The sequence below is a fragment of the Trinickia fusca genome, from assembly GCF_003628145.1.
GTDB classification, from domain to species: domain Bacteria; phylum Pseudomonadota; class Gammaproteobacteria; order Burkholderiales; family Burkholderiaceae; genus Trinickia; species Trinickia fusca.
Map to the genome: position 1 here is coordinate 183,444 of NZ_RBZV01000010.1, position 22,874 is coordinate 206,317.

The 22,874-nt window shown below is 66.1% G+C and carries 10 protein-coding genes; 9 read left to right on the forward strand and 1 reads right to left on the reverse strand.

Features of this window, described 5'->3' with window-relative positions; translation table 11 throughout:
• Positions 1–65 precede the first annotated feature (65 nt).
• Entirely contained in the window at positions 66–911 is an 846-nt protein-coding gene (locus D7S89_RS20840; RefSeq protein WP_121280730.1) for an alpha/beta hydrolase, read from the reverse strand.
• 178 nt (positions 912–1,089) lie between these two features.
• On the opposite strand from D7S89_RS20840, the gene D7S89_RS20845 reads away from it, so the two are divergent.
• The 9 genes from D7S89_RS20845 (at position 1,090) to D7S89_RS20880 (ending at position 22,874) form a co-directional block, all read left to right on the forward strand.
• Positions 1,090–2,094: a LysR family transcriptional regulator gene (locus D7S89_RS20845; protein WP_121280678.1), complete on the forward strand. Its 1,005-nt coding sequence runs from the start codon at positions 1,090–1,092 to the stop codon at positions 2,092–2,094.
• 308 nt (positions 2,095–2,402) lie between these two features.
• Complete coding sequence (locus D7S89_RS20850) at positions 2,403–2,825, forward strand: PaaI family thioesterase (protein ID WP_121280680.1); 423 nt, start codon at positions 2,403–2,405, stop codon at positions 2,823–2,825.
• 142 nt (positions 2,826–2,967) lie between these two features.
• Complete coding sequence (locus D7S89_RS20855) at positions 2,968–6,918, forward strand: AMP-binding protein (RefSeq protein ID WP_121280682.1); 3,951 nt, start codon at positions 2,968–2,970, stop codon at positions 6,916–6,918.
• Between the two features lie 40 nt (positions 6,919–6,958).
• Positions 6,959–7,786, forward strand: coding sequence for a fatty acid desaturase (locus D7S89_RS20860; RefSeq protein ID WP_121280684.1), 828 nt, complete (start codon positions 6,959–6,961; stop codon positions 7,784–7,786).
• A 75-nt stretch (positions 7,787–7,861) separates the two neighbouring features.
• The gene (locus D7S89_RS27545) at positions 7,862–8,698 is read left to right on the forward strand and encodes a heme oxygenase-like domain-containing protein (protein ID WP_183085291.1); all 837 of its coding nucleotides are present in this window, start codon (positions 7,862–7,864) and stop codon (positions 8,696–8,698) included.
• Positions 8,698–11,532: a type I polyketide synthase gene (locus tag D7S89_RS20865; RefSeq protein ID WP_183085292.1), complete on the forward strand. Its 2,835-nt coding sequence runs from the start codon at positions 8,698–8,700 to the stop codon at positions 11,530–11,532. The genes D7S89_RS27545 and D7S89_RS20865 overlap by 1 nt, the downstream gene beginning before the upstream one ends.
• A 4-nt stretch (positions 11,533–11,536) precedes the next feature.
• Positions 11,537–14,947: an aminotransferase class III-fold pyridoxal phosphate-dependent enzyme gene (locus D7S89_RS20870; protein ID WP_121280688.1), complete on the forward strand. Its 3,411-nt coding sequence runs from the start codon at positions 11,537–11,539 to the stop codon at positions 14,945–14,947.
• Between the two features lie 16 nt (positions 14,948–14,963).
• On the forward strand, positions 14,964–15,383 hold the full coding sequence (locus D7S89_RS20875) for an acyl carrier protein (RefSeq protein WP_121280690.1): 420 nt from the start codon (positions 14,964–14,966) through the stop codon (positions 15,381–15,383).
• A 15-nt stretch (positions 15,384–15,398) separates the two neighbouring features.
• Positions 15,399–22,874 carry a type I polyketide synthase gene (locus tag D7S89_RS20880; RefSeq protein WP_121280692.1) on the forward strand — a complete coding sequence of 2,492 codons (7,476 nt, stop codon included), beginning with the start codon at positions 15,399–15,401 and terminating at the stop codon, positions 22,872–22,874.

Consider the following 22,874-nt stretch of genomic DNA (forward strand, 5'->3'; position numbering starts at 1 on the left):
GAGGCTCCGGTTTGATGATGTTTTTCTTGCTATCTGTTGCTTTTGTCTTGCTATGACGCGGCAGGTCAGGCGCTTGCGACCGCCACCCGCTCCAGACGACTCTGGAAAAACCGCACGGCGTCCTGCAATGCCTGCGGCTCGTTCGCGATCTTTTCGTGCGACACGCTGGCGTAGCGCGCGACCTGGGTAGGCACACCCGCACCGATCAGCCGCGCCGCATAGGTTTCCGCCTCCACGTGCAGCACGTCGTTCTGCGCCGTGGCGATGAACGTGGGCGGCAGGCCGCTCAGCCGCGTCGATTCGAGCGGCGCCGCATAAGGGTGCATGCGCTGGGACGCTTGCGGCAGGTACGCCCGGTAGCTGGCCGCGCACTGGCGCGGCGAGATGTCCGACGTGACGCGTCGCTCGTCGGCCAGGCACGTCATGCTGGGATCGAGCATCGGGCTGAACAGGGTCTGCGCCTCGACGTGCACGTCGCCACGATCGCGCGCGACGAATGCCAGCCCGTTGGCGACATGGCCGCCCGAGCAGTAGCCCGCCAGCAACAGGCGCTTGCCGTTGCCGCCATGGGCGCGGCCCGCGCTCTCCGCCCAGCGCGCGGCGCGATAGGCGTCTTCGAGCGCTGCCGGGAACGGATATCGGGGGGCCAACGAATAATCTACCGATATGACCAATGCGTCGAGCCGCTCGGCAAAGTGACGCGCGGCGAAATCGGCGTCGTCGAGCGAGCCGCGCAAGAATCCGCCGCCATGGAAATAAAGCACGACCGGCAACGCACGCCCACCCGCGCGGCGATAAAGCCGCAAGTCGATATTGCGCTGATATCCGGCAATCTGAACCTCGCTCACCTCCAACGGCGGATCATCGCATAGGGCGCCGGCCGAAAGATTACGGGAACGCGTAGTTGGCATGATCGAACGCGCAAAGCGCGATAGTTTCACAATGGAACGAATTGTCGGTTCGGCAACGTTTCGGATAAATGCCTATAATCCGGCAACACAATTCACCGCTTGCGAACAATGGCGCGTTCCGTGCCCTCAATTGACTGAACCGTGCGCGGGTGGTGTGTCATTTCCCCGGAGAACCACGATGGATCGGCTTCAGGCCATGCAAGTGTTCACACGTGTGGTCGACACGAACAGCTTCACCAAGGCCGCGGAAACGCTCGATCTGCCGCGCGCCTCCGTCACGACGATCATCCAGAATCTAGAGGGTTACCTCGGTGTGCGGCTCATGCATCGCACGACGCGCCGCCTGAGCCTGACCCCGGACGGCGCAGCATACTACGAACGCTGCGTTCGCATCCTGGCCGACGTCGATGAGACGGAGAGCAGCCTGCAGAGCGGCAGCAAGAAACCCCACGGCAAATTGCGCGTCGACATGCCGGGCTCGCTCGGCCGCTCGATCGTCATCCCCGCGCTGTGCGAATTCCACCAGCGCTACCCCGACATCGACCTGCAGCTCGGCTTCTCCGATCGCCCCGTCGATCTGTTGCAGGAAGGCGTCGATTGCGTGCTCCGCGTCGGGGCGCTGCAGGATTCCTCACTGGTCGCGCGCCGTATCGGGCTGTTCGAGGGCGTCACCTGCGCGTCGCCCGACTACCTCGCGCGCGCCGGCGAACCGCGCACGCTCGAGGAGCTGAGCCAGTTCAAGGCCATCAACTACTTCTCGAGCCGCACGGGGCGCATCATCAACTGGTCGTTCCTGGTCGATGGCAAGGAAGTCGAAGTGAAGATGGAAGGCGGCGTGTCCGTCAACGATGCGGATGCCTACGTGACCTGCGCGCTGGAAGGCTTCGGCCTCATTCAGCCCGCGCTGTTCATGGTGTTGCCGCATCTGCGCTCGGGCGCGCTCAAGGAAGTGTTGCCGGCCTGGAAGCCGCTGCCGATGCCGATCTCGGCCGTGTACCCGCACAGCCGGCATCTGTCGCCGAAGGTGCGCGTGTTCGTCGACTGGGTCGCGGAGGTGTTCGATCGGTGCCCGCTGCTGAGCGGGCGGCAAAGCCTCGACAAGGTGTGCAGCAAGCGCACGCTCGAAGACCTCGAAAACGCCGCGCCGCTCGATACGCCCGTGCTTTCCGAGTGGGTTGCCTAATTCCAATTATCTGCTCATATATCTGTTATCAGTCATCATCTATGGCACCGCGCGGCGGCTTTGCAATTAGCTTGGCCGCCGCCCGCCTCGCGAATACGCCAGCCACTGACTAAATGGACTCGTTTCACCTGTCAGTTCTAGTAGTTGTTCGCTATTCCAATCGCATTGTTTAATGCCCTCCAGCAGCGCTGCATCGCCGCATAAGCCGCAACGCCGCTTCATATGCCGGGCAACACCCGCCCCCGGCGTCACCGTCGCGTAGCAGTCCCCGTTCTGTCTTCGATACCCCAGCGGAGTCCGGAGGATTTATGTCTTTGCTTTCGAAAGACGCGCAGATCTTTTTAGCAACCGGCTTCAAGTCGGCTCCCGTTGCCAAGACGATGGGTTTGATTTTGACGTACGACGACGAAGGCAACGCGCAAATCGCGTGGAAGCGCGAGCCCGGTTACGACCACGGCATGGGGGACACGCACGGCGGCATCTTCTGCACGATGCTCGATAGCGCCGGGTGGTTCACCGTCGCTGCGCAGTGCAAGAAGATGGTCGTCACCTCGGACTTGCACGTGCGCATGCTCCAACCCGCCAAGCAACAAGACCTCGTCGCCACCGCCCGCATGGTGCGCAGCGGCGGCAAGCTCGCAGTAGCCAGCATGGAGCTGCATTCCGCGGACGGTCAGCTCGTCGCGACCGGCACCGCTTCCTTTGCCATCCTCGGCGACTTGCCGATCTGACGGCGCAGCACGCGATACCGACGTGTCCGATAGACAAAGCGACAAATAAATAAGTTCTACTAAATAGCTTACGACAACAATACCGGACACGTCTTGGCGTGCGCAGACCCATTGATGCAACTCGCGAACGGTCCTCTCCAGCATGAACGACATTTCTTCGATTCATTCGCATCGCACCATCATCGATCGCCTCTGCCATTGGCGTGAATTCAAGCCCGATGAAGCCGCGTATACATTCTTGAAGGATCGCTGCCGTCTCGACGGCGAGCTGACCTTCGCCGAGCTGCACGATGCCGTCGCCGCCCGTGCCACCGAGCTCATCGCCCGCGATCTCGCGGGACAGCGCGTCATGATCGTGCTGCCCTCGGGCCTCGATTACATCGTGAGCTTTCTAGCCTGCCTGGCAGCCGGCGCGATCGCGGTGCCGATGTACCCCCCCACGACGCGGCGCGACTGGGACAAGATCGGCGCCGTCGCGAAGAACTGCACGCCGCGCGCGGCCATTCTTGGCCACAAGGATACCGAGCAGCTCAGCGCCACCTTCGAGGCCGCGCTCGGGCCACGGCAGCTTGCGCTCATTCATGTCGACGCGCCGGCCGCCGATACGTCGCGCGCCCATCGTGCCGCGCCGCAGATGCCGCTCGTCGCGTTGCAGGACGTCGATCCGCAGCGCCTCGCCTTTCTTCAGTACACGTCGGGATCGACGGGCAATCCGAAAGGCGTGATGGTCTCGCACGAAAACATCCTGCATAACGCGCGGCAACAGGCGAGCGCGATGCAAAGCGATTCGCGTTCCGTGCACGTGAGCTGGCTGCCGTTCTATCACGACATGGGGCTCATCGGTGTGATCCTGCAAGCGCTATCGGTCGGGGCACATGCCGTGCTGATGTCGCCGTTCAGCTTCCTGCGTCAGCCCTTGAGCTGGCTGCGGGCCGTCTCCGACTACGGCGGCACGATCTCGGGCGGCCCTAACTTCGCCTTCGATCTGTGCGTGGAGCGAATCCTCGACGCCGACATCGACACGCTCGATCTCAGCACATGGCGCGTGGCGTTCAACGGCTCGGAGCAAATCAAGGCCTCGACGCTCGAACGCTTCGCCGCGCGCTTCGCCCGTGCCGGGTTTCACGCGCAGACGCTGTTTCCCTGCTATGGCCTCGCCGAAGCGACGCTGTTCGTCTCGGGCGGCCATCTGCAAGCCGAGACGGCCGCGCTGACGCTCGACCGTGCTGCGCTGGCCGCGCATCAAGTCGTGCCCGCAACGAGTCCGGCCACACCGGAAGAATCGACGGTGCAGATCGTCAACGTGCACGCGTGGCCCGGTGACCTGAAGACGGCCATCGTCGATCCCGGCACGTGGAAAGCGCGGCTTGATGGCTCGGTCGGCGAAATCTGGCTCAAGGGCAAGAACATCACGGGCGGCTACTGGGAGCGTCCTGTGGAAACGGCGGAGACGTTCCGCGCGTATCTGGCCGACACGGGCGAGGGGCCGTTCCTCCGTACGGGCGACCTGGGCTTTGTCCAGGAAGGGCGGCTCTACATCACGGGCCGCATCAAGGAATTGATCATCGTCCACGGCGCGAATCATTATCCGCAGGACATCGAAGCCACCGTCGAAGCGCTCGGCGATCCATTTCGCACGCACAGCGGCGCGGCGTTCTCGCTGTCCGACGACCGTGTCGCGATCGTGCAAGGGCTCAACCGTTCCAAGCTCGAGCCCGCCGAGATGGAAGCCGAGATCGAACGTATCCGGCGCGCGGTGTGGGACGCGCACGGCATTGCGCCGGCGTTCGTCGGGCTCGTTCAACCCGGCGAGATCGCCAAGACGAGCAGCGGCAAGATCCAGCGTGAGCTGATCCGGCGCCGGCTCGCGACTGGCGAGCTCAATCTGCTCGCGTCTTGGTCGGCCCCGGCTTCGCCTGAAGAAACGACGCAGGCTGTGCGCGACGAGCCGGCTCAGGTGCCGCTGCTGCCGCTTGTGTCCACTGCGTCGCCCGATGTCGACGCACTGATCGCCTGGATCAAGGACTACTTCCCTCGCCGCGTGAACGCGCAGTTGATCGACGAGCGGCGCACGATCGCCCCTTATATCGTGCTCGACCTCGGCAATCGCGGCCTGCTCGGCATGTTGGCGCCAAGCACGGCTGGCGGCCTCGGGCTCGGGACGGCCGACTTCCTGCGTGTGCTCGAAGCGCTCGGCGCGAAGGATATGACGATCGCTTTGTTCGTCGGGCTCAACAACGCGCTCGGCATCCGCCCCATCGCCTTGCATGGCAGCGCCGACACACAGGCCCGGCATCTTGCGGCACTCGCCAGCGGCCGTGAACTCGCGGCGTTTGCATTGACCGAGCCAGGCGCAGGCTCGAATCCCGGCGCGATCAGCGCCACGGCCCAGCGCCTGCCCGACGGTAGCTTCCGCCTCGACGGCACCAAGTATTGGAGCGGTTCGGCCGCGTGGGCCGGCGTCATCAACGTGTTCGCGAAGACGCTCGACGCCGACGGGCGCATCACCGGCGTGACCGGGTTTGCCGTCGCCGAGGACAGCCCCGGCCTCGTGCAAGGGCCCGAAGCGTTGACGATGGGCATGCGCGGGATGATCCAGAACACGATCGTGCTCGAGAATGTGCGCGTCGCTGCGTCACAGATTCTCGGTGCGGCCGATCACGGCATGGCCGTCGCTCAGGACACGCTGTGCTACGGGCGGCTCGCCATCGCGGCCGTGTGTCTGGGCGCCGCCAAGCGCTGCTATCGCACGATGCTGCGCTATGCGAGCCGCCGCGAAATCGCGACGGGGCCGCTGCTCGCCAATCCGCATGCGCGTACCGTACTGACCGATGCGATGCATGCGATCGCCGCGCTCGAGCAACTGATCTTCGACACGGCCACCGAGTTCGATCGCGGCGCCGTAATTGCTCCCGAAGTGCTGGCGGCCTGCAAGTGCCTGTCGACCGAATGGCTGTGGGACATCGTGGATCGCACGATGCAGATGGCGGGCGGGCGCGGCTACATCGAGAGCAACGCGATCGCGCAAGTCTTCCGTGACGCCCGCATCTTCCGCATCTTCGAAGGCCCCACCGAAGCGTTGCATCACTTTCTCGGGAGCTCGGCCGTTCGCAGCCCCGATGTGTTGCGTACGTATCTACGGGCACGCATGGATGAAGCTGCCGTTCTCGCCCATTTCGATGCGGCACTCGCCCAATCGGGCGACGCTTTCGCCGCGGTGCAGGCCGCTTCGGCTTCAGGCGCTGATGCAAACGCCCTGCACTGGCGCTACTCGTCGCTGGGAGCGTACGTCTCGGAGCTCGTCTTTCAGGCGGCCGGCCGCCGTGTCGGGTCGATCTCGCGCGACTGGCTCGACGCGCGTCTCGCGGATGCGCGACGTCAGCTCGATCTGGCTGTCGTGCACGGCGCCACGATGGCCGGCGTCGAAACGCTGAAGGCCTTCGGGCAGACACTCGACGCCGCGCTCGGCGCCGATCCGGGCAACGTCGCACAGCCTGCGACGGCGTGCGATGCATGGCTGGCGGTCGAAGGTTCGAGCGCGGTGGGGGTAGTCGGCTCGGTCGGATCGGTCGGATCGGTCGCGGGCGATCGCACGCGCGAACGTGATCCTGAGCCCGGACCTGAGCCGATCGTCGTCGCCGAGCAAGTCATCTCCCGCACGCATTCCGATACCGCTGGCACGACAGTCGCTGCCGTTGCTCCTGTCATGGCCGAATCGGAAGAAGCCACTGAAACACTGACAGTCGTTGTGGAAGCGCGCGCGGAGGCCCAATCGCAAGCGCAAGCCGAGCGCAAGGAATTCAAGTCCGGCGCCCTGCCCCATTCAATACCAACCAGCGCCCCACCAAGCCGCCCTGGGCTCGCCGACATCACCGCCCACATCACGCAGTGGATTGCCAAGCACTGCCGCGTGAGCCATGAGGCCGTCGGCGTCGACATCGAATTCTCGATGCTCGGCCTCGGTTCGGTCGATTCGAGCCTGCTCGCCGAGACCCTGTCTCAGCGCTACTCGATCGATCTCGATCCGACCGTGCTGTGGAGCTACCCCAACACGCGTGAGCTTGCACGCTTCGTACACCGCAAGCTCGCGTGACCGTTCGCGCCATCCGTCAAGACGCTGCAGGAGCTTAGCCATGGGAAGCAAGATTCTTCGCAATCCGGTCGATGTCAGGCCCGCCGCACTCGTCACGCTGTTGTTCGTGGCGTTGCTGCTGATCTATTTCTACGTCGACAACGTCTGGCTCATGACCGTTCTGTCGGTCTTGCTGCTGCTGCCAAGACTCTCGGTCGTCGGCTACAACCACAACCATATTCACTGCCTCACGTTCGTGCATGCAGCGCCGAATCGCCTGTTCGAAATCATGATGTTCTTCGAGACCGGCACCACGCCGTTCTCGAGCACGCTGAATCACATCGTCGGCCATCACGCACACTACTTCGAACCATCGCTCGATACGCTGAACTGGCGCCGCGCGGACGGCTCGACGATGGGCCGCCACGAGTTTTCGCTGCGCGCGATGTTGTGGCACTACCCCTCCTGCATCCCGCTGAGCCGCGACCGCAAGCAGATGCGTGCAAAGTTCATCGTCTACTCGCTGCTCTGCGTGCTGCTGCTCGCCGCGCTGATCGCGCACAAGCCGCTCGCGGCCATCGTCGTGTTCGTCGTCCCGATGCTGCTGATGCTCTACATGCTCAAGTACTCGGCCTACGCGCATCACAGCGGCTTGCCGCTCGGCGACGACTTCACGGGCACCCGCACGAATACGAGCCGGTTCTACAACTGGCTGACGTGGAACGCGGGCTACCACGCCGCCCATCACGTGCGCCAGGCGCTGCACTGGAGCGAATTACCGGCGTTGCATGCCGAGCTTGCCGACCGGATCCCTGCCGATCTGCAAGGCGAGCGCTGGGGGAGTCAGTTCCGTCACGCAGGCGCAAGCGCAGGCCTGCAGCCGAATTGAACGAGCGGCCGCCTGCCGCAAAACGCCCGACCGACCGTTCAATCCTTTCAATACGCACTCATAGGAATCGACCACATGTCCGAACTCGCTACCGATTCGCGTACCGCCGCACGCGAGCTCATCAAGGCCAGCATCGAGCCGGCCCTCTGGGAGCAGAACGAGGCGTTCACGCGCAAGCTCGTCGCCGAGACGATCACTGCGCATCGCCTGCATCGCCATCCGATTCTCGATGCCTGGAACCGCAGCGAGTTCAATCTCGCCGCCATTCGCCTCGTGCACATGGAAGTACGCTCGGCCTTCCTCGAAACGTTCAGCGAGTCGCTGCTGCGTCTCATGCAGACCTCGTCGCAACTCGAAGCGACGCTCGGCTTCAAGGCCAAGCTCGCCGCGCGCTTTCTCGTGCAGCTGAACGTGCTCGACGAAATCGGCTTCTCGCTCGGCGGATCGGGCGATGGCCATCACGTAGGCCATCCGAAGTCGGCTCACTACTGGCTGCTCGCCGACGCGATGCAGGCGCTCGGGCTCTCGGAAGCACAGTGGCGCGCGCATACGCCGTCGCCCGAAGCGCGCGCGACGCGTGCCACGCTCGACGGCAACCAGAACGACCATCTGCGCCTTGCCGTGCTGCTGGCCTGCATCGAGACCGTGTTCATGCCGTACTACAACCCGTGGGCCAAAAACAGCATCAAGGTATGCCCGGCACTGAGCGCGCCGAACGGCTATCACTCGGTGCATATCGAGGACGACGAAGGCCACTCCGTCGACGACGATCACTCCGAAGACAGCTGGTACGTCGTGCGCCAGGCGCTCGCGCCTTCGCGCTACGAAGAGATTCGCGAGTTCACGACTTCGCTGCTCGAGACATGGGCGCAGTTGTTCGACTCGCTGCTCGCACGCAGCCGGGCGCTGTAATGCGTGCCGAGCCGATCGCAGCCGTCATCGGCGCCGCGTGCCGCTTTCCGGCGGCCGATAGCGTCGAGGCCTACTGGCAACTGCTGCTCGAAGGCCGTGCTGTCGCGGCCGAGCCCGATGCCACGCGGCTCGACCTGTGGTCGGCCGCGCACGACCCCGAGCTCGCCGCACGCCTGACGACGCTCAAGGGCGGCTACCTGCGCGACATTCTCGGCTTCGATGCGGACTACTTCGGCATCGCGCCGCGCGAAGCGGCCAAGCTCGATCCGCAGCAGCGCCTGCTGCTCGCCGCGACGCATGACGCGCTCGACGACGCCGGCCTCACGCGCGAGCGGCTGCGCACGTTGACGGTCGGCGTGTTTGTCGGGGCGGGCAGTAACGACTATATGACGCTCGGCGGCCGCAGCCGCCAGGCGATCGACGGCTATCACGGCCTCGGTAACTCGCACAGCATTCTCGCGAATCGCATTTCGTACTACTACAACTTCAAAGGGCCGAGCCTGACCGTCGATACGGCATGCTCGTCCTCGCTGACGGCGCTGCACGTTGCGCTTCAGTCACTCGCGCACGACGAGCTCGATCTCGCGATCGTCGGCGGCGTGAACGTGATCGTCGCGCCCGACCTGACGTTGGCATTCTCGCAGGCGAGCATGCTGTCGCCATCCGGGCGCTGCAACACGTTCAGCGCGCACGCGGACGGCTACGGTCGCGCGGAAGGCGTCGGCGTCGTCGTTCTGACGCGGGCCGCGGGCCGGCACGCGCTCGACGACGTGCGCGCGCGTTGCATGATCCTGTCCAGCGCCGTCAACCAGGACGGCCGCAGCAACGGCATCACGGCCCCCAACGGCGCGAGCCAGGTCGAAGTCATCGGCGCGGCGATGGCACGCGCAGGCGTCGATCCCTTTGACGTCGCCTACGTCGAGACGCACGGCACGGGCACGAAGCTCGGCGATGCGATCGAGTTCAACGCGCTGCGCGAGGTATTCGCCGGCAGCCCCGATGCGCACTGCTACGTGGGCTCGGCCAAGGCCAGCGTCGGTCACATGGAAGCGGCGGCCGGCATGGGCGGGCTCATCAAGGCCATGCTGATGCTCGAGCATGAAATGATCGTGCCACATGCCGTGAAGCCGCCGTATAACGAACTGCTCAAGCAGGCAGATGGTCAGCTCGACATCGCGCAAGCGCCGCTGCCGCTTCCCGAGCGAAGCTGTATCGGCATCAGCTCGTTCGGCTTCGGCGGCTCGAATGCGCACGTGATCGTCGCGCGCGCGAACAACAACGACACGGCTCGAGTTGCGCTCGCCGGTGCCGCGGCCGACGAAGGGCCGACGCTGCTGCTGTTGTCGACGCATCATGCAAGCCTTCTGGCGAACGACGCCGCACGGCTTGCCACGTTCCTGGCCAATTCCTCGACCCCGCTGCAAGCCGTGGCGAGCACGCTAGCGCATCGCCGCGACACCCTGAAGCACCGCGTGGCGCTGGTCGCCTCGAATCGAGCCGATGCAATCCGTGCGCTGGAAAAAATCGACCCGCTCAGTCGCAGTCAATCGGGTGCGCCTTCGCGCGCCCCGCGCATCGCGTTCGTCTTCACGGGGCAAGGCAGCCAGTACGCGGGCATGGGCGCTCAACTGTATGCGGCCAACGCTACGTTCCGCGACGCGTTCGACGACTGCGCCGCGCGCATTCGCGCGTGCTCGGGCTTCAGCGTCGACGATCTGCTGCATGGCGGTAACGCGGGGGAACAGCGCCTGCTCGACGATACGCACCTCGCGCAGCTCGCGCTCTTTGGCGTCGAATACGCGCTCGCCCAGCTCGCCATCGCGGCAGGCATCGTGCCGTCGGCCGCCATCGGTCACAGCATCGGCGAAATCGTGGCGCAGACGCTGGCGGGCATGCTCGACCTCGACTCGGCCGTCGCGCTCGTGCACGAACGCGCGCGCCTCATGCAGGCGCATCGCCCGGCCGGCGCCATGCTCGGCGTGTTCTCCGGCGAGGCAAGCGTGGCCGACGCGATCGCCCGAGCGCAGCTCCCCGTTCATATCGCGGCCGTCAACGGTGCGACCTCGGTGACGGTCAGCGGCCCGAACGCCGCTATCGACGCGTTCGAAGCCCTGCTCACAGCACAAGACATGCCGATGCGGCGCTTGCGCACACGTCATGCGTTTCATACCCCCGCGCTCGCACCGGCTGCAACGCAATTGGCCCAGTTCACGCGTGGCCTCGTCACGCATCCTGCCAGCTTGCCGATCGTGTCGAACCTCGACGGTGCACTGCTCGACGCGTTGCCACCCGGATCCGATTACTGGAGCCGTCAGATCGTCGCCCCCGTCATGTTCGCGCGTGGGATAGAAACGCTTATCGAACAAGGGATCAACGTGTTTCTCGAGATCGGTCCCGATCGGGTCCTGTCGCAAGTGATCGCGCGCGACCACGGCGATGCCGGCATCGAGGCGCTGTCGTTGCAACGGCGTGGCGGAGACAACGTCGCCGAGTTCATGACCGCGCTCGGCCGGCTCTTCGAATGCCAGATCACCATCGACGCGGGCGCGCTCGTGCCTCCCCTGCCACTCGTTCGCCTGCCGGCCAGATCGTTGCGCGAGCAACCGTATTGGGGATTGCCTGCGCCGGACGACGAGCATGGTCCGTCGCGCACAAACGTGCCGACCGATGCGGCGCCGACAGTCGCCACTTCCGGCACGAGCGCCGCGCTGCCCTCTACCCAACACACGCTGATCGATCTGCAACTGGACGTCATGCGCCGACAGCTCGCGCTGCTCGACGCGCGCAAGCGCACCGCATCGATCGAGCTTCATCCAGCGCCATCGAAGGGATAACACCATGGCTGACTTCGCATCGAACGACATCGTCGGAAAAATCGTCGAGCACATCGTGCGCGAGCTCGCACACAGTCTCCGGCAAGCGCCGCACGACCTCGATCCAGAGCGGCTGTTCGTCGACATGGGCGCCGACTCGCTGATCCTTGCCGAGACGCTGCAGGACATCAACCGGCGCTACAAGGTTTCGCTGTCGGTCGGCGAGATGTATGAGAGCGTCAATACGATCGCCAAGGTCGCTCAGTACATCTTCGAGCATGGGCAATACGAGCCGGTGTTGCGTGCCGTCTTGGCACCCGTCGATGTCGCTGCCCCCGTCGTGCGCGCGCAAACGCAAGCACCTCGAGCGCACACTGAGTTTCAGGCTCATCAAATGCCTCTTACGCCAGCACCGGCACCGCTCCCGGCCGCGCTACCGTCGGGCCTCGCGCTCGCCGATGCGAGCACCGTCGAAGACATCGTGCGCCGCCAACTCGAGTTGATGGAGCGGCAGCTGGCACTGCTCGGCGCGGCACCGTCGGAGATTGGACAAGACCAAAGCCCCGCGCAGGCCCATACGCCAATGCCGGCGCAGCAGCCAGTCGACGCCGCTCCCGCATCCGTCGCAGCCAAGCCAGCCGGCCACCCAACTCCCGCTGCCCCATCTGAGTCGTCATCATCGACCGACCGCTTCAGCGCGTTCTCGGTCCGACTCGAAGCGGACCAGCGCAAGGACGACACCCGCAAGCTCGCGCACATCGAGGCGCTGACCGAACGCCACAACGCGCGCACGAGCACGTCCAAGCGCATGGCGCAGACCTACCGTCGCGTGCTGGCCGACAACCGGGTCTCGGCAGGCTTCCGCCCACTGCTGAAGGAGCTCGTCTATCCGGTGCTGGCCGAAACGGCCGAAGGCGCGCATCTCGTCGACGTCGACGGCAACCGCTACATCGACTTCACGATGGGCTTCGGCGTGCATCTGTTCGGCCATGCACCATCGTTCGTCGTCGAGCGCGTGCGCGCGCAGATCGAGCGCGGCATGGCGATCGGGCCGCAGTCGCCGATGGCGGGCCGCGTCGCCGAGCTGATCGCCGAATTCACGGGCCATGAGCGCGTCGTGTTCTGCAACTCCGGCACCGAAGCGACGATGACGGCCGTCCGCCTCGCACGCCTGGCCGCGGGCCGCGACAAGCTCGTCGTATTCAAGAACTCGTATCACGGCAGCTTCGACGCGTTCCTCGCGCGCAGCGCCGCGCAAGGTGCGACGCGCCCGGCCAGCCCCGGCACACCCGAATCGCTGGTGGCCGACACGATCGTGCTCGACTACTGCGAGCCGTCGTCGCTCGACTATCTCGAAGCGCATGCGGACGAGATCGGCGTCGTCATGGTCGAGCCCGTGCAAAGCCGCGCGCCGTCGATGCGGCCCGGACCGTTCCTGGCCAAGCTGCGTGAGCTCACGCGCGCGCATGGCATCGTGCTGGTCTTCGACGAGGTGATCTCGGGCTTTCGCTGCGCGCGCGGCGGCGCGCAGGAATACTTCGGCGTGCGGGCCGACATGTGCACGTACGGCAAAGTCGCGGGCGGCGGCATGCCGATCGGTCTCGTGGCCGGCAGCGCGGCGTGCATGGACGGCATCGACGGCGGCTGGTGGCAGTTCGGCGACGACAGCTACCCGGCCAAACCCACGATCTTCTTCGCGGGCACGTTCTCGAAGCATCCCCTGACGATGGCCGCCTCGCTCGCCGTGCTCGACTATCTGAAAGATGCGGACCTGTCGCTTTACGAGCGGCTCAATGAGGCAACGCGCGTGCTGGCCGAGCGCCTCATCGCCGTGTTCGAAGAGGCAGGCGTCGACGTGACCATCGAACAGTTCAGCTCGCTGTTCCGCTTCACGTCGAAGGGCAATCTCGATCTGTTCTTCTATCACTTGCTCGCGAACGGCATCTACATCTGGGAAGGACGCAACTGCTTCGTGTCGACCGCGCATACGCCGGCCGATCTCGATCGGCTCGTCGATACCGTGCGCGACATCTGCAAAACGCTCGCGCCGCTCGGGCTCGTCCCGGTCAGGGAACAGCGTTCCGCCGAAACATCCGCCGCAACAGGCAAGGCCGATCCTCAACCGCATACGCTGAAACAACCGCAGCAACAGCGCCGTTCACGCCTGCCGCTGTCCGACGCTCAGCAACGCTTCTTCGCACTGGAAGGCGCACGCCCCGAAGGGCGCATCGCGAACAACGTCTGCTTCGGTTTTCGCTTCGACGAACCCGTCGACGCCGAGCGTCTTGCCGCAGCCGTCGAAGCGACGATCGGCGCGCACGACGCGCTGGGCGCGCGCATCGATCTGGCGTCTGCATCGCAAACGTTGGGCAAAGCTCACGACTTGACGGTCGAACGTATCGCGCACGACGAAACGCTGAGTGCGGAGCGCGCCGTCGAACTGGCCGAAAGCGAGCAGGCACGCCCGCTCGAACTCGAAAACGGGCAGAACGTACGCGTGACGCTGCATACGTTTGCCGACGCGCATGCCCTGCTCGTCATCTCGCTGCATCATCTCGCCTGCGATGGCTGGAGCCTCGGCGTACTGCTCAAGGAGATCGGCTTGCGCTTCAACGGCGAGCCCGTGCTGCCATCGTCGTCATACGCCGACTGGATCGCACAAGAAGACGAATACCGCGCGAGCGACCGCTATGTGGCCGATCAAGCCTACTGGCGCAGCGCGATCGAGCAGGTGGCCGCCTATCGCACCGCGCATGTCACGGCACCCGTGCAGCACGACGACCGCGTCGCACCGCGGCCTGGCGCACGTGCCAGTGTCACGTTCGACGCCGCGTTGAGCACGGCCATCGCCGCGCGAGCCAAGCGCAGCGGTACGACCACGTTCACGTGGCTGCTGACCTGCATGCAGCTGTTCCTGTCGCGTGTCTATCGCGGCCGCTCACCCGTCGTCGCGCTGCCGTTCGGCAACCGCACGAGCAAGCTGCGCGATCTCGTCGGCAACTGCGTGAACCTGCCCGTGCTCGTGCCCATGCACGGCGAGGGCCTCGTATTCGACGACGTGCTGGCCGCGACGCGTACCGCGATGAGCGAGCTGATGAACCACTCGCGTTTTCCGTATCACGAGCTCTGCGAACTCTACCGCGCGCAGACTGCGCAGCAAGGTGAGCGGCCGGCCGAGATCACGTTCAACGTCGAGCCGCTGACCGACATGCCTGCGTTCGGCACCGCCGTGCCCGAGCTCGTCGCCCCCGTCAATCACTGGATCGAATTCGATCTGATGTTCAACGTGTTCATGCTGCCGGGCGGCATGCGCATCGAGCTCGACTACAACGCCGAGCGGTTCACGGCGCAGGAGAGCTACGGCTGGCTCTATCTGCTTGCCAAGGTGATCGAAAACGAGGCCAACGCCGCGCAGCCCTCGGCGCTGACGGCCTGACGCGCGGAGCCAGACCATGACGACTTCTGCGCTGCTTGACCATCTCGAACGAACGCCGCCTGTGCTCCGGGCGGCCGCACTCGTCGAACACATCGTCGCGCGCCTGTGCGAAGCACTGTTCATCGAAGAGCCTGGCCGTGTCCATGCCCGCTCGCGCTTTGCCGAGCTGGGCCTCGATTCGAAGCGCGCACTCGCGTTGAAGGAAGACCTCGAAGACGAGCTCGGCTGCCGACTGTCGACGACGCTGTTCTTCGACTACCCGACCCCCGAGCGGCTGGCGGCACACCTCGTGGGCACTGTACTCGCCTCGGAGCCTCAACGCGACGCGGCGGATACCTCGAACCCGTCGCCCACGTCGCCGACGCTTGACGAGCCGACCACGCCGGAAGACTTCGACGCCCGCATGCGACGCACCTTCGACAAATACGGACTTTAGGCCCAGCTCGCCGCCATGACCTCGAACCCGAACGATCTGATCCGCGCCTTCAAGGTGATCGAGCAACTCGAAGGCGAGCTCGACGCCCTCAAGCGCGCGCAAATCGAGCCTATCGCCATCGTCGGCATGGCCTGCCGCTTCCCCGGCGCGGATGGGCTCGACGCCTACTGGTCGCTGTTGTCCGAAGGACGCGACGCGGTGACGGAGGTGCCCCCCGAGCGCTGGGACATCGATGCCTTGTACAGCCCCGACGCCGATGCACCGGGCAAGCTGACGACGCGGCGTGGCGGCTTCATCGACGGCGTCGACCGGTTCGACGCGGCGTTCTTCAACATCTCGCCGCGCGAAGCGACGCTGATGGACCCCCAGCAGCGGCTTGCGCTCGAAATGGCGTGGGCCGCGCTCGAACACGCAGGCATCGCACCCGACGCACTCGAAGGCAGCGATACCGGTGTGTTCGCCGGCGTGAGCTTCTCCGACTATTCGCGCCTGGCCGCGGCCAACATCGACAATCTCAACGCGTATTGGGGCACCGGCAACGTGCCCAGCGTCGTCGCCGGACGCATCGCCTACACGCTGGGCTTGCAAGGCCCGTGCCTGTCGATCGATACGGCCTGCTCGTCGGCGCTCGTGGCCGTGCACGAGGCCGTCGAAAGCCTGCGGCGCCGCGAATGCCATGCGGCGCTCGCGGTCAGCACGAATCTGCTGCTCGCGCCCGAAGCCACGATCGCGTTCTCGAAGGCCCGCATGATGTCGCCCGACGGCCGCTGTCAGTCGTTCGACGAGCGTGCCAACGGCTACGTGCGCTCCGAAGGCGCTGCCGCACTCGTGCTCAAGACGTTGAGCCAGGCACGCGCCGACGACGACCGGATCCATGCCGTCATTCGCGGCAGCGCGATCAATCAGGATGGGGCGAGCTCGGGATTGACCGTGCCGAACGGCCCCGCGCAGACGGCGCTGATCCGCCGCGCGATTGCGAACGCGGGCTTACGCCCTCAGGACATCGGCTACATCGAGGCGCACGGCACGGGAACGGCACTCGGCGATCCGATCGAGGTCGGCGCGCTCGGCGAAGTGTTCGGATCGAGCCATAGTCACGCGCAGCCGCTGTACCTCGGCTCCGTGAAGTCGCTGATCGGCCACCTCGAAATCACCGCGGGCATGGCCGGGCTCATCAAGCTCGTGCTCGCGCTGCAACACGCATTGATCCCCGGTTATCCGCAGCTGGGCAAGCTCAATCCGCATGTCCCATGGCAGCGCTTGCCGTTCGAGATTGCGCGAGCGGCCACGCCTTGGCCCGTCGAGCGACGTATCGGCGGCGTCAGCAGTTTCGGGTTCAGCGGCACCAATGCCCATGTGATCGTCGAGGCCGCCGCGAATGTAGACGTGGATGTGATCGTAGACGCCAACACGAATGCCGCCAGGCAGCCTGCGTATCTGCTGTGCCTGTCGGCGCGCAGCGAAGCGGCATTGCTGACGGTCGCCAAGCGCTATGCCGCCCATCTGTCGTCAGACGTTGCCAATGCCGATGCCGCTGCCGACGCCGTGTGTCACGTCGCCGCGACTGGCCGTGCGCATCTGCCCTATCGGATTGCGCTCGTCGGCACCGATACCGCTGAATTTGCGTCCGCGCTCGCCCACGTCGATGCCGACACGTTCACGCAGCGCGGCGGCGTCTGTCCACCCGATGCGCCCATGCTGGCGTTCTCGTTCTCAGGTCAAGGCGCGCAGTACCCGGGGATGGGACAGGCGTTGTATGCGCTGCATCCCGTGTTTCGCGAAGCAATCGACCGTTGCGAAGCGGCCTTCGCAAGCGAGCTCGACGTGCCGCTGCGCGAGCTGATGTGGCACAGCGAAGCCAACCGCCTCGCGCAAACGCGCTATACGCAGCCCGTGCTGTTCGCGTTCGAATATGCGCTCGCGCAGCTATGGAGAAGCTGGGGCGTGCAGCCGAGCTTCGTCGTCGGACACAGCATCGGCGAGTTTGCGGCGGCTTGCCTTGCCGGCGTCTTCAGCGTCGAAGATGGCGCGCGGCTCGTCGCGGCACGGGGTCGCCTCATGCAGGCGCTGCCGCCGGGCGGCGCAATGGCTGCGCTCACCGCGCCGCGCGAACTCGTGGTTCCGTTGGTAGCAGCCGACGCCGAGCGCGTCTCGATCGCGGCCTTCAACTCGCCGACGCAAACCGTCGTGTCTGGCCATGCCGACGCGGTCCAGGCCATCGCGCGCCAACTGCGCGAGACGCATGACATCGCTGAGCCGATGCTGCTCGACGTATCGCATGCGTTCCATTCGCCGTTGATGCGGCCGATGCTCGACGCATTCCGTCGGGTAGCCGAAAGCGTGTCGTATGCCCCTGCCCAGCTCGGCTTCGTGTCGACGGTCACCGGCACGCTCGCGCTCGAACGCGTCTCCACCGCCGACTACTGGGTCGAGCACATCCTGGCCCCCGTCGACTTCATGTCCGGTATCGCCGACCTCGCGAGCCGCGGCGTGACTGTAGCGCTCGAAGTCGGCCCGGGCTCGACACTCAGCGCGCTCGCCCGTGCGTCGCTGCCGCCCGGCACGATGCGTACGCTGGCCTCCGTGCGTCGCGGCGCCGACGACTGGCGCGAGTTGCTCGCCGCACTGAGCCAGCTCTACGTGGCCGGCGCTGCGATCGACTGGAATCGTGCGGGACGTATCGATCAGCCGCGTCCGGCGCGCGCCGTGCTGCCCGGCTACCCGTTCGAGCGGCGCCGCTATTGGCTGCCGGAAACGGGCAGCGGTGCGGTAGTGGCCCATGCCGTGCCCTCCGCTCACGCGATTCATCCACTGCTCGGCGCCCCGCTTCCCGCAGCCGCGCTGGGCCCAGGCGATGCACTGTTTCAGGCGTCGCTATCGGCACGCCACCCCGCATGGTTGCGCGACCACCGTGTGTACGGCAAAGTCGTGGTACCCGGCGCGGCCTACGTCGATATGGCACTCACCGCAGCGTCCACACTCGACCCGACATCGACGCCGGCGCTGGTGAATCTGTCTATCCAAGCCGCGCTTGCCATCACGGCCGAGCGCCCGACGATCGTGCAGACGCTCGTCGCTCAGCGTGGCGAAAACGGCGCGCGCACCGTCGAGATCCTCAGCCAGCCACCGAATACGGACGTGTCGGTGTCGGCATCGTCGACCGAGTGGCGGCGGCACGTCAGCGCGCAGATCGATTTGTCGGCCGCGTCGATGCACGAGCGCGTCGATCTCGATGCATTGCGTGCACGCTTTGTGCAAGCTGGCGAGCCGCTCGAAATCGATGCGTTCTACACGGGGTATGCAGCGCTCGGCCTCGGTTACGGCCCGGCATTTCGCAGCGTATGCGCTGTGTCGCGCATCGCCTCGTCCGGCGAAAGCCTCGCGCAAGTCGCGGTCGAAGCGGCAGGCGCCGCAGAGCATGTCGTGCATCCGGCACTGCTCGACGGGTGTTTTCAGGCGGTCGGGGCAATCTTTTCCGACCTCGATCAAGACGCGGCCTATCTCCCTGTCGCGATCGAACGTGTGCAAGTGCATGCCCCGTTGCCCGCCACGGCCTGGAGCCATGCGGTACTGCGTGAATCGGCTCAGCCAAGCCGCGCGCGCGTGACCGTCGATCTTCGTCTGCTCGACGATGGCGGTCGCGTGCTGGCGAGCGTCGACGGACTGCAAGCCGTGCCAGTCGATCGCCGCGCGCTGAGTCTTGCCACAGCCGACTGGAAAGACAAGCTCTATGCGCGCAACTGGGTCGCGCAACCGCGCCGCGCCGCTGGCAGCAGCGCGCAGATCGGCGAAGGCGGCTGGCTCGTCGTCGCGGACCGTGGCGGCCTCGCGCAGGCATTGATGGCCATGCTGCAAGCGCGCGGTCAACACGTCGTGCTCGTGCCGGCCGATGAAGCCGAGAACATGACGCGCACGGACTGGACGCAAACGCTGGCCACGCAGCTTGCGCCCTTGCGCGCGCGAGGCCTGCCGCTGCATGGCGTCGTGCACATGGCGTCGGTCGACGTCAGCGATCCCGACGATTCGCAGACATCGGCCCAGCCACCCGCACTGGCCGAAGCCGAAGCGCGTCTGTGCGGCGGCGCGCTCGCGCTCGTGCAAGCGCTCGCTGGCAGCGCCGACGCGCGCCCTCCTCGTCTCTGGTTCGTCACGGCCGGCGCTCAGGCCGTCGACGAGCAAGGGCCCGCCAACGTCGTGCAAGCGCTGCTGTGGGGCTTCTCGCGCTCGGTTGCGATCGAGCATCCGGCGCTCGAATGCACGACGATCGATCTCGCACCGCACGAGCCTCACCTCCCCGCCGAATTCGTCGATGAGCTCGTCGCGCCCGAAGCCGAACCGCAACTCGCCTACCGGCAAGGCCGCCGCCACGTGGCTCGGCTTGCCGCGATGAAGTCGTTCAAACGCCAGCGCGAGCTCGTGCCACCGGCCGGGGCATTCCGGCTCCGTGCCGCGGACTACGGCGGCTTCGATCAACTGACGCTCGTCGGCGTCGAGCGCACCGCACCCGCTGCGCAAGAAGTCGAGATCGAAGTGCATGCGGCAGCCGTCAACTTCAAGGACGTGCTGTTTTGCCTCGGCATGCTCCGGTCGTTCAGCGAACGGCATGGCATCCTCAAGGCACTTGATCAGCCGCTAGGATTCGAATGCGCGGGGCGCGTCGTGCGCGTGGGCAGCGCGGTCACGGATCTGGCCGTCGGCGATGAAGTCATCGCGATGGCGCTGTCGGCAATGGCAAGCCATGTCACGGTCGAGCGCCGTCTCGTGCACCGCAAGCCGGCGGCGTTGTCGTTCGAAGCCGCCGCTTCCGTGCCGACCGTGTTCATGACGGCCGTCTACAGTCTCGAACGGCTCGCGCACCTGCGGCCCGGCGAGCGCGTGTTGATCCATGCGTGCGCGGGCGGCGTCGGCCAGGCTGCGCTGCAAGTCGCGCAGCGTGCGGGCGCCATCGTCTACGGCACCGCGAGCCCGTCGAAGTGGCCTGTGCTGAAGCGCCAGGGCGTCGCGCACGTCATGCATTCGCGCCACCTCGACTTCGCCGACGAGCTGATGCGTGTGACCGAAGGGCGTGGCGTCGACGTCGTCATCAACAGCTTGAGCGGCGACTTCATCGAGAAGAGCGCCGACGCGCTCGCGCCAGGCGGGCGCTTCATCGAGATCGGCAAGATCGGCATCTGGAGCGCCGAGCGCATGGCCGCGTATCGGCCCGACATCGTCTATCGATCGTTCGATCTCGGTGAGCTCGACGAAACCGGCGGTGGCTTGCAGGCCGATCTGCTCGGCGACGTCGTGCGCCGCTTCGACACCGGCGAGCTCGTGCCGCTCCCCACGCGGACGTTCCCGATCACCGAGGCCGACGCAGCGTTCCGCTATCTCGCGCAGGCGAACAACGTAGGGAAGGTCGTGCTCGGCGTGCACGGCAATCGCGACCGCAGCGTCGCGCAACGCGCGGTGCGCGCCGATCGCAGCTATCTGGTGACCGGCGGCCTCGGCGCCTTGGGTCGCGCGGTGGCGCGACGGCTCGTCAACGAAGGCGCGCGCCATCTCGTGCTCGCCAGCCGCAGCGGCCACGACGACGAGTTGGCGCGAGCAGCCGAGGCCGAGCTTGCGCCGGCTCAGGTGCATGTGTGGCCCCTCGATGTGGCCGACTCGGCTAGCGTGATAACGACGATCGAACGCATCGGCCGCGAACTGCCGCCGCTCGGGGGCATCGTGCATGCAGCCGGCTTGCTCGACGATGCGACCGTCGCCAATCAAAGCTGGGAGCAGTTCAGCCGCGTGCTCGCGCCGAAGGTGGCCGGCGCCTGGCATCTGCATCGCGCGACGCACGCGATCAAGCTCGACTTCTTCGTGCTGTTTTCGTCGATCGCCTCGGTGTTCGGCGCGCCGGGCCAAGCCAACTATGCGGCGGCCAACGCATTCCTCGACGCACTCGCGCAGCAGCGGCGTGCGCGCGGGTTGACCGCGACATCCGTCAACTGGGGGCCGTGGGACACGGGCGGCATGGCCGAGCGCACACGCGCGGCCAACGAAGCGCGCTTTGCTGCGTTCGGGCTCGAGCGCATGACGGCCGCCGACAATCTCGACGTACTCGGCTGCCTGCTCGGCTCCGACGTCGCGCAGACGATCGTCGCCGATGTGGCATGGGAGCGCTTCGTGCGGTCCTTGACCCATCCGTCAGCCACCGCGCTCTATACGCTCGTGCAAGGCCGAGCAAAAACCGGCTCACGCGCAACTGCCCAGCAAGGCGCGCTACGCAAGCGGCTCGGATCCGCCGCGCCCGACGCACGCGCGGCATTGCTGACAGACGCGTTGCGTAGCCTTGTCGCGAACGTCGTCGGGCTCGCGTCGGCAGAGACGGTCGATGTCAGCGCGCCGCTGCGCACGCTCGGCATCGATTCGCTGATGGCCGTCGAGCTCAAGAACAAGGTCGAGCAAGCGCTCGCCTGCGCATTGAACCCGACATTGCTGATCGACCATCCGAGCATCGCCGCGCTCGTCGCCCATCTGATCGACACGATTGCGAGCGATGCGCCGGCATCGGCGCCGCTCGCACTGTCACCGTCACCCTCGTCATCGACATCGAACGACACCGCCGCCCCCGCGACCGCCAACGCCCTCGCCGGCATGCAGGAGACGATGCTCGAACTCGGCGAGCGCCGCCTCGCCGTCTGCCTCTGGACACGCCATGCGCAAGCCCCGCTTGCAATCTGCGTGCACGGCATGCTCGATCAAGCCGCGACGTGGGCCGGCGTCGCAGGCCGCCTGAGCGAACAAGGTATCGCAGTGCTCGCACCCGACCTGCGCAGCCACGGCCGTTCGAGCCATCATCCGTCGCATGCGACGCTGACGGTGCTCGACCTGCTCGTCGACCTCACCGAGGTCATCGCGCACGAAGCGCCCAGGCGCAGCATCGTGCTGATCGGTCATTCGACAGGCGCCGTCGTCAGTGCGCTGTACGCGGCGCTGCACCCCGAGTACGTCGCGCATCTCGTGACAGTCGAACCGATCGCGCCTACGCTGCGCGACGCGCGCGATCCGCTCGAGCGACTCAGCGTCGACCTGCGCTATCTGACCGATGCTCCCGCACATCCGGTCTACCCTGACCTGCCGACGGCGGCGAGCATGCTCTCGATCAACCACCCGAAGCTGCCTCACGACACGGCGCTGGCGCTGGCGTGCCGCATCACGCACGGCGTCCCGGGCGGACTCGGCTGGATCTGGGATGCGCGGCTGCGCAATCAGTTCGGCGTCGACCTATCGTTCGGCCACGAGGAATACCTCGCGATCCTGCGCACGCTCACCGTGCCTTCGACGCGCATCTACGGCGCGACGAGCCAGTTTGCCGGCACCACCGCGCTGCTCTCGCCCGAGGTCGCGTTGCCCCACTCGCAGACCGTCTCGCTCGACGGCGGCCACAACCTGCACACCGATGCGCCGGCCGAACTCGCGCAGCAGATCGCCGCCGTCTTTTCTACCGTTACGGAGGGATGA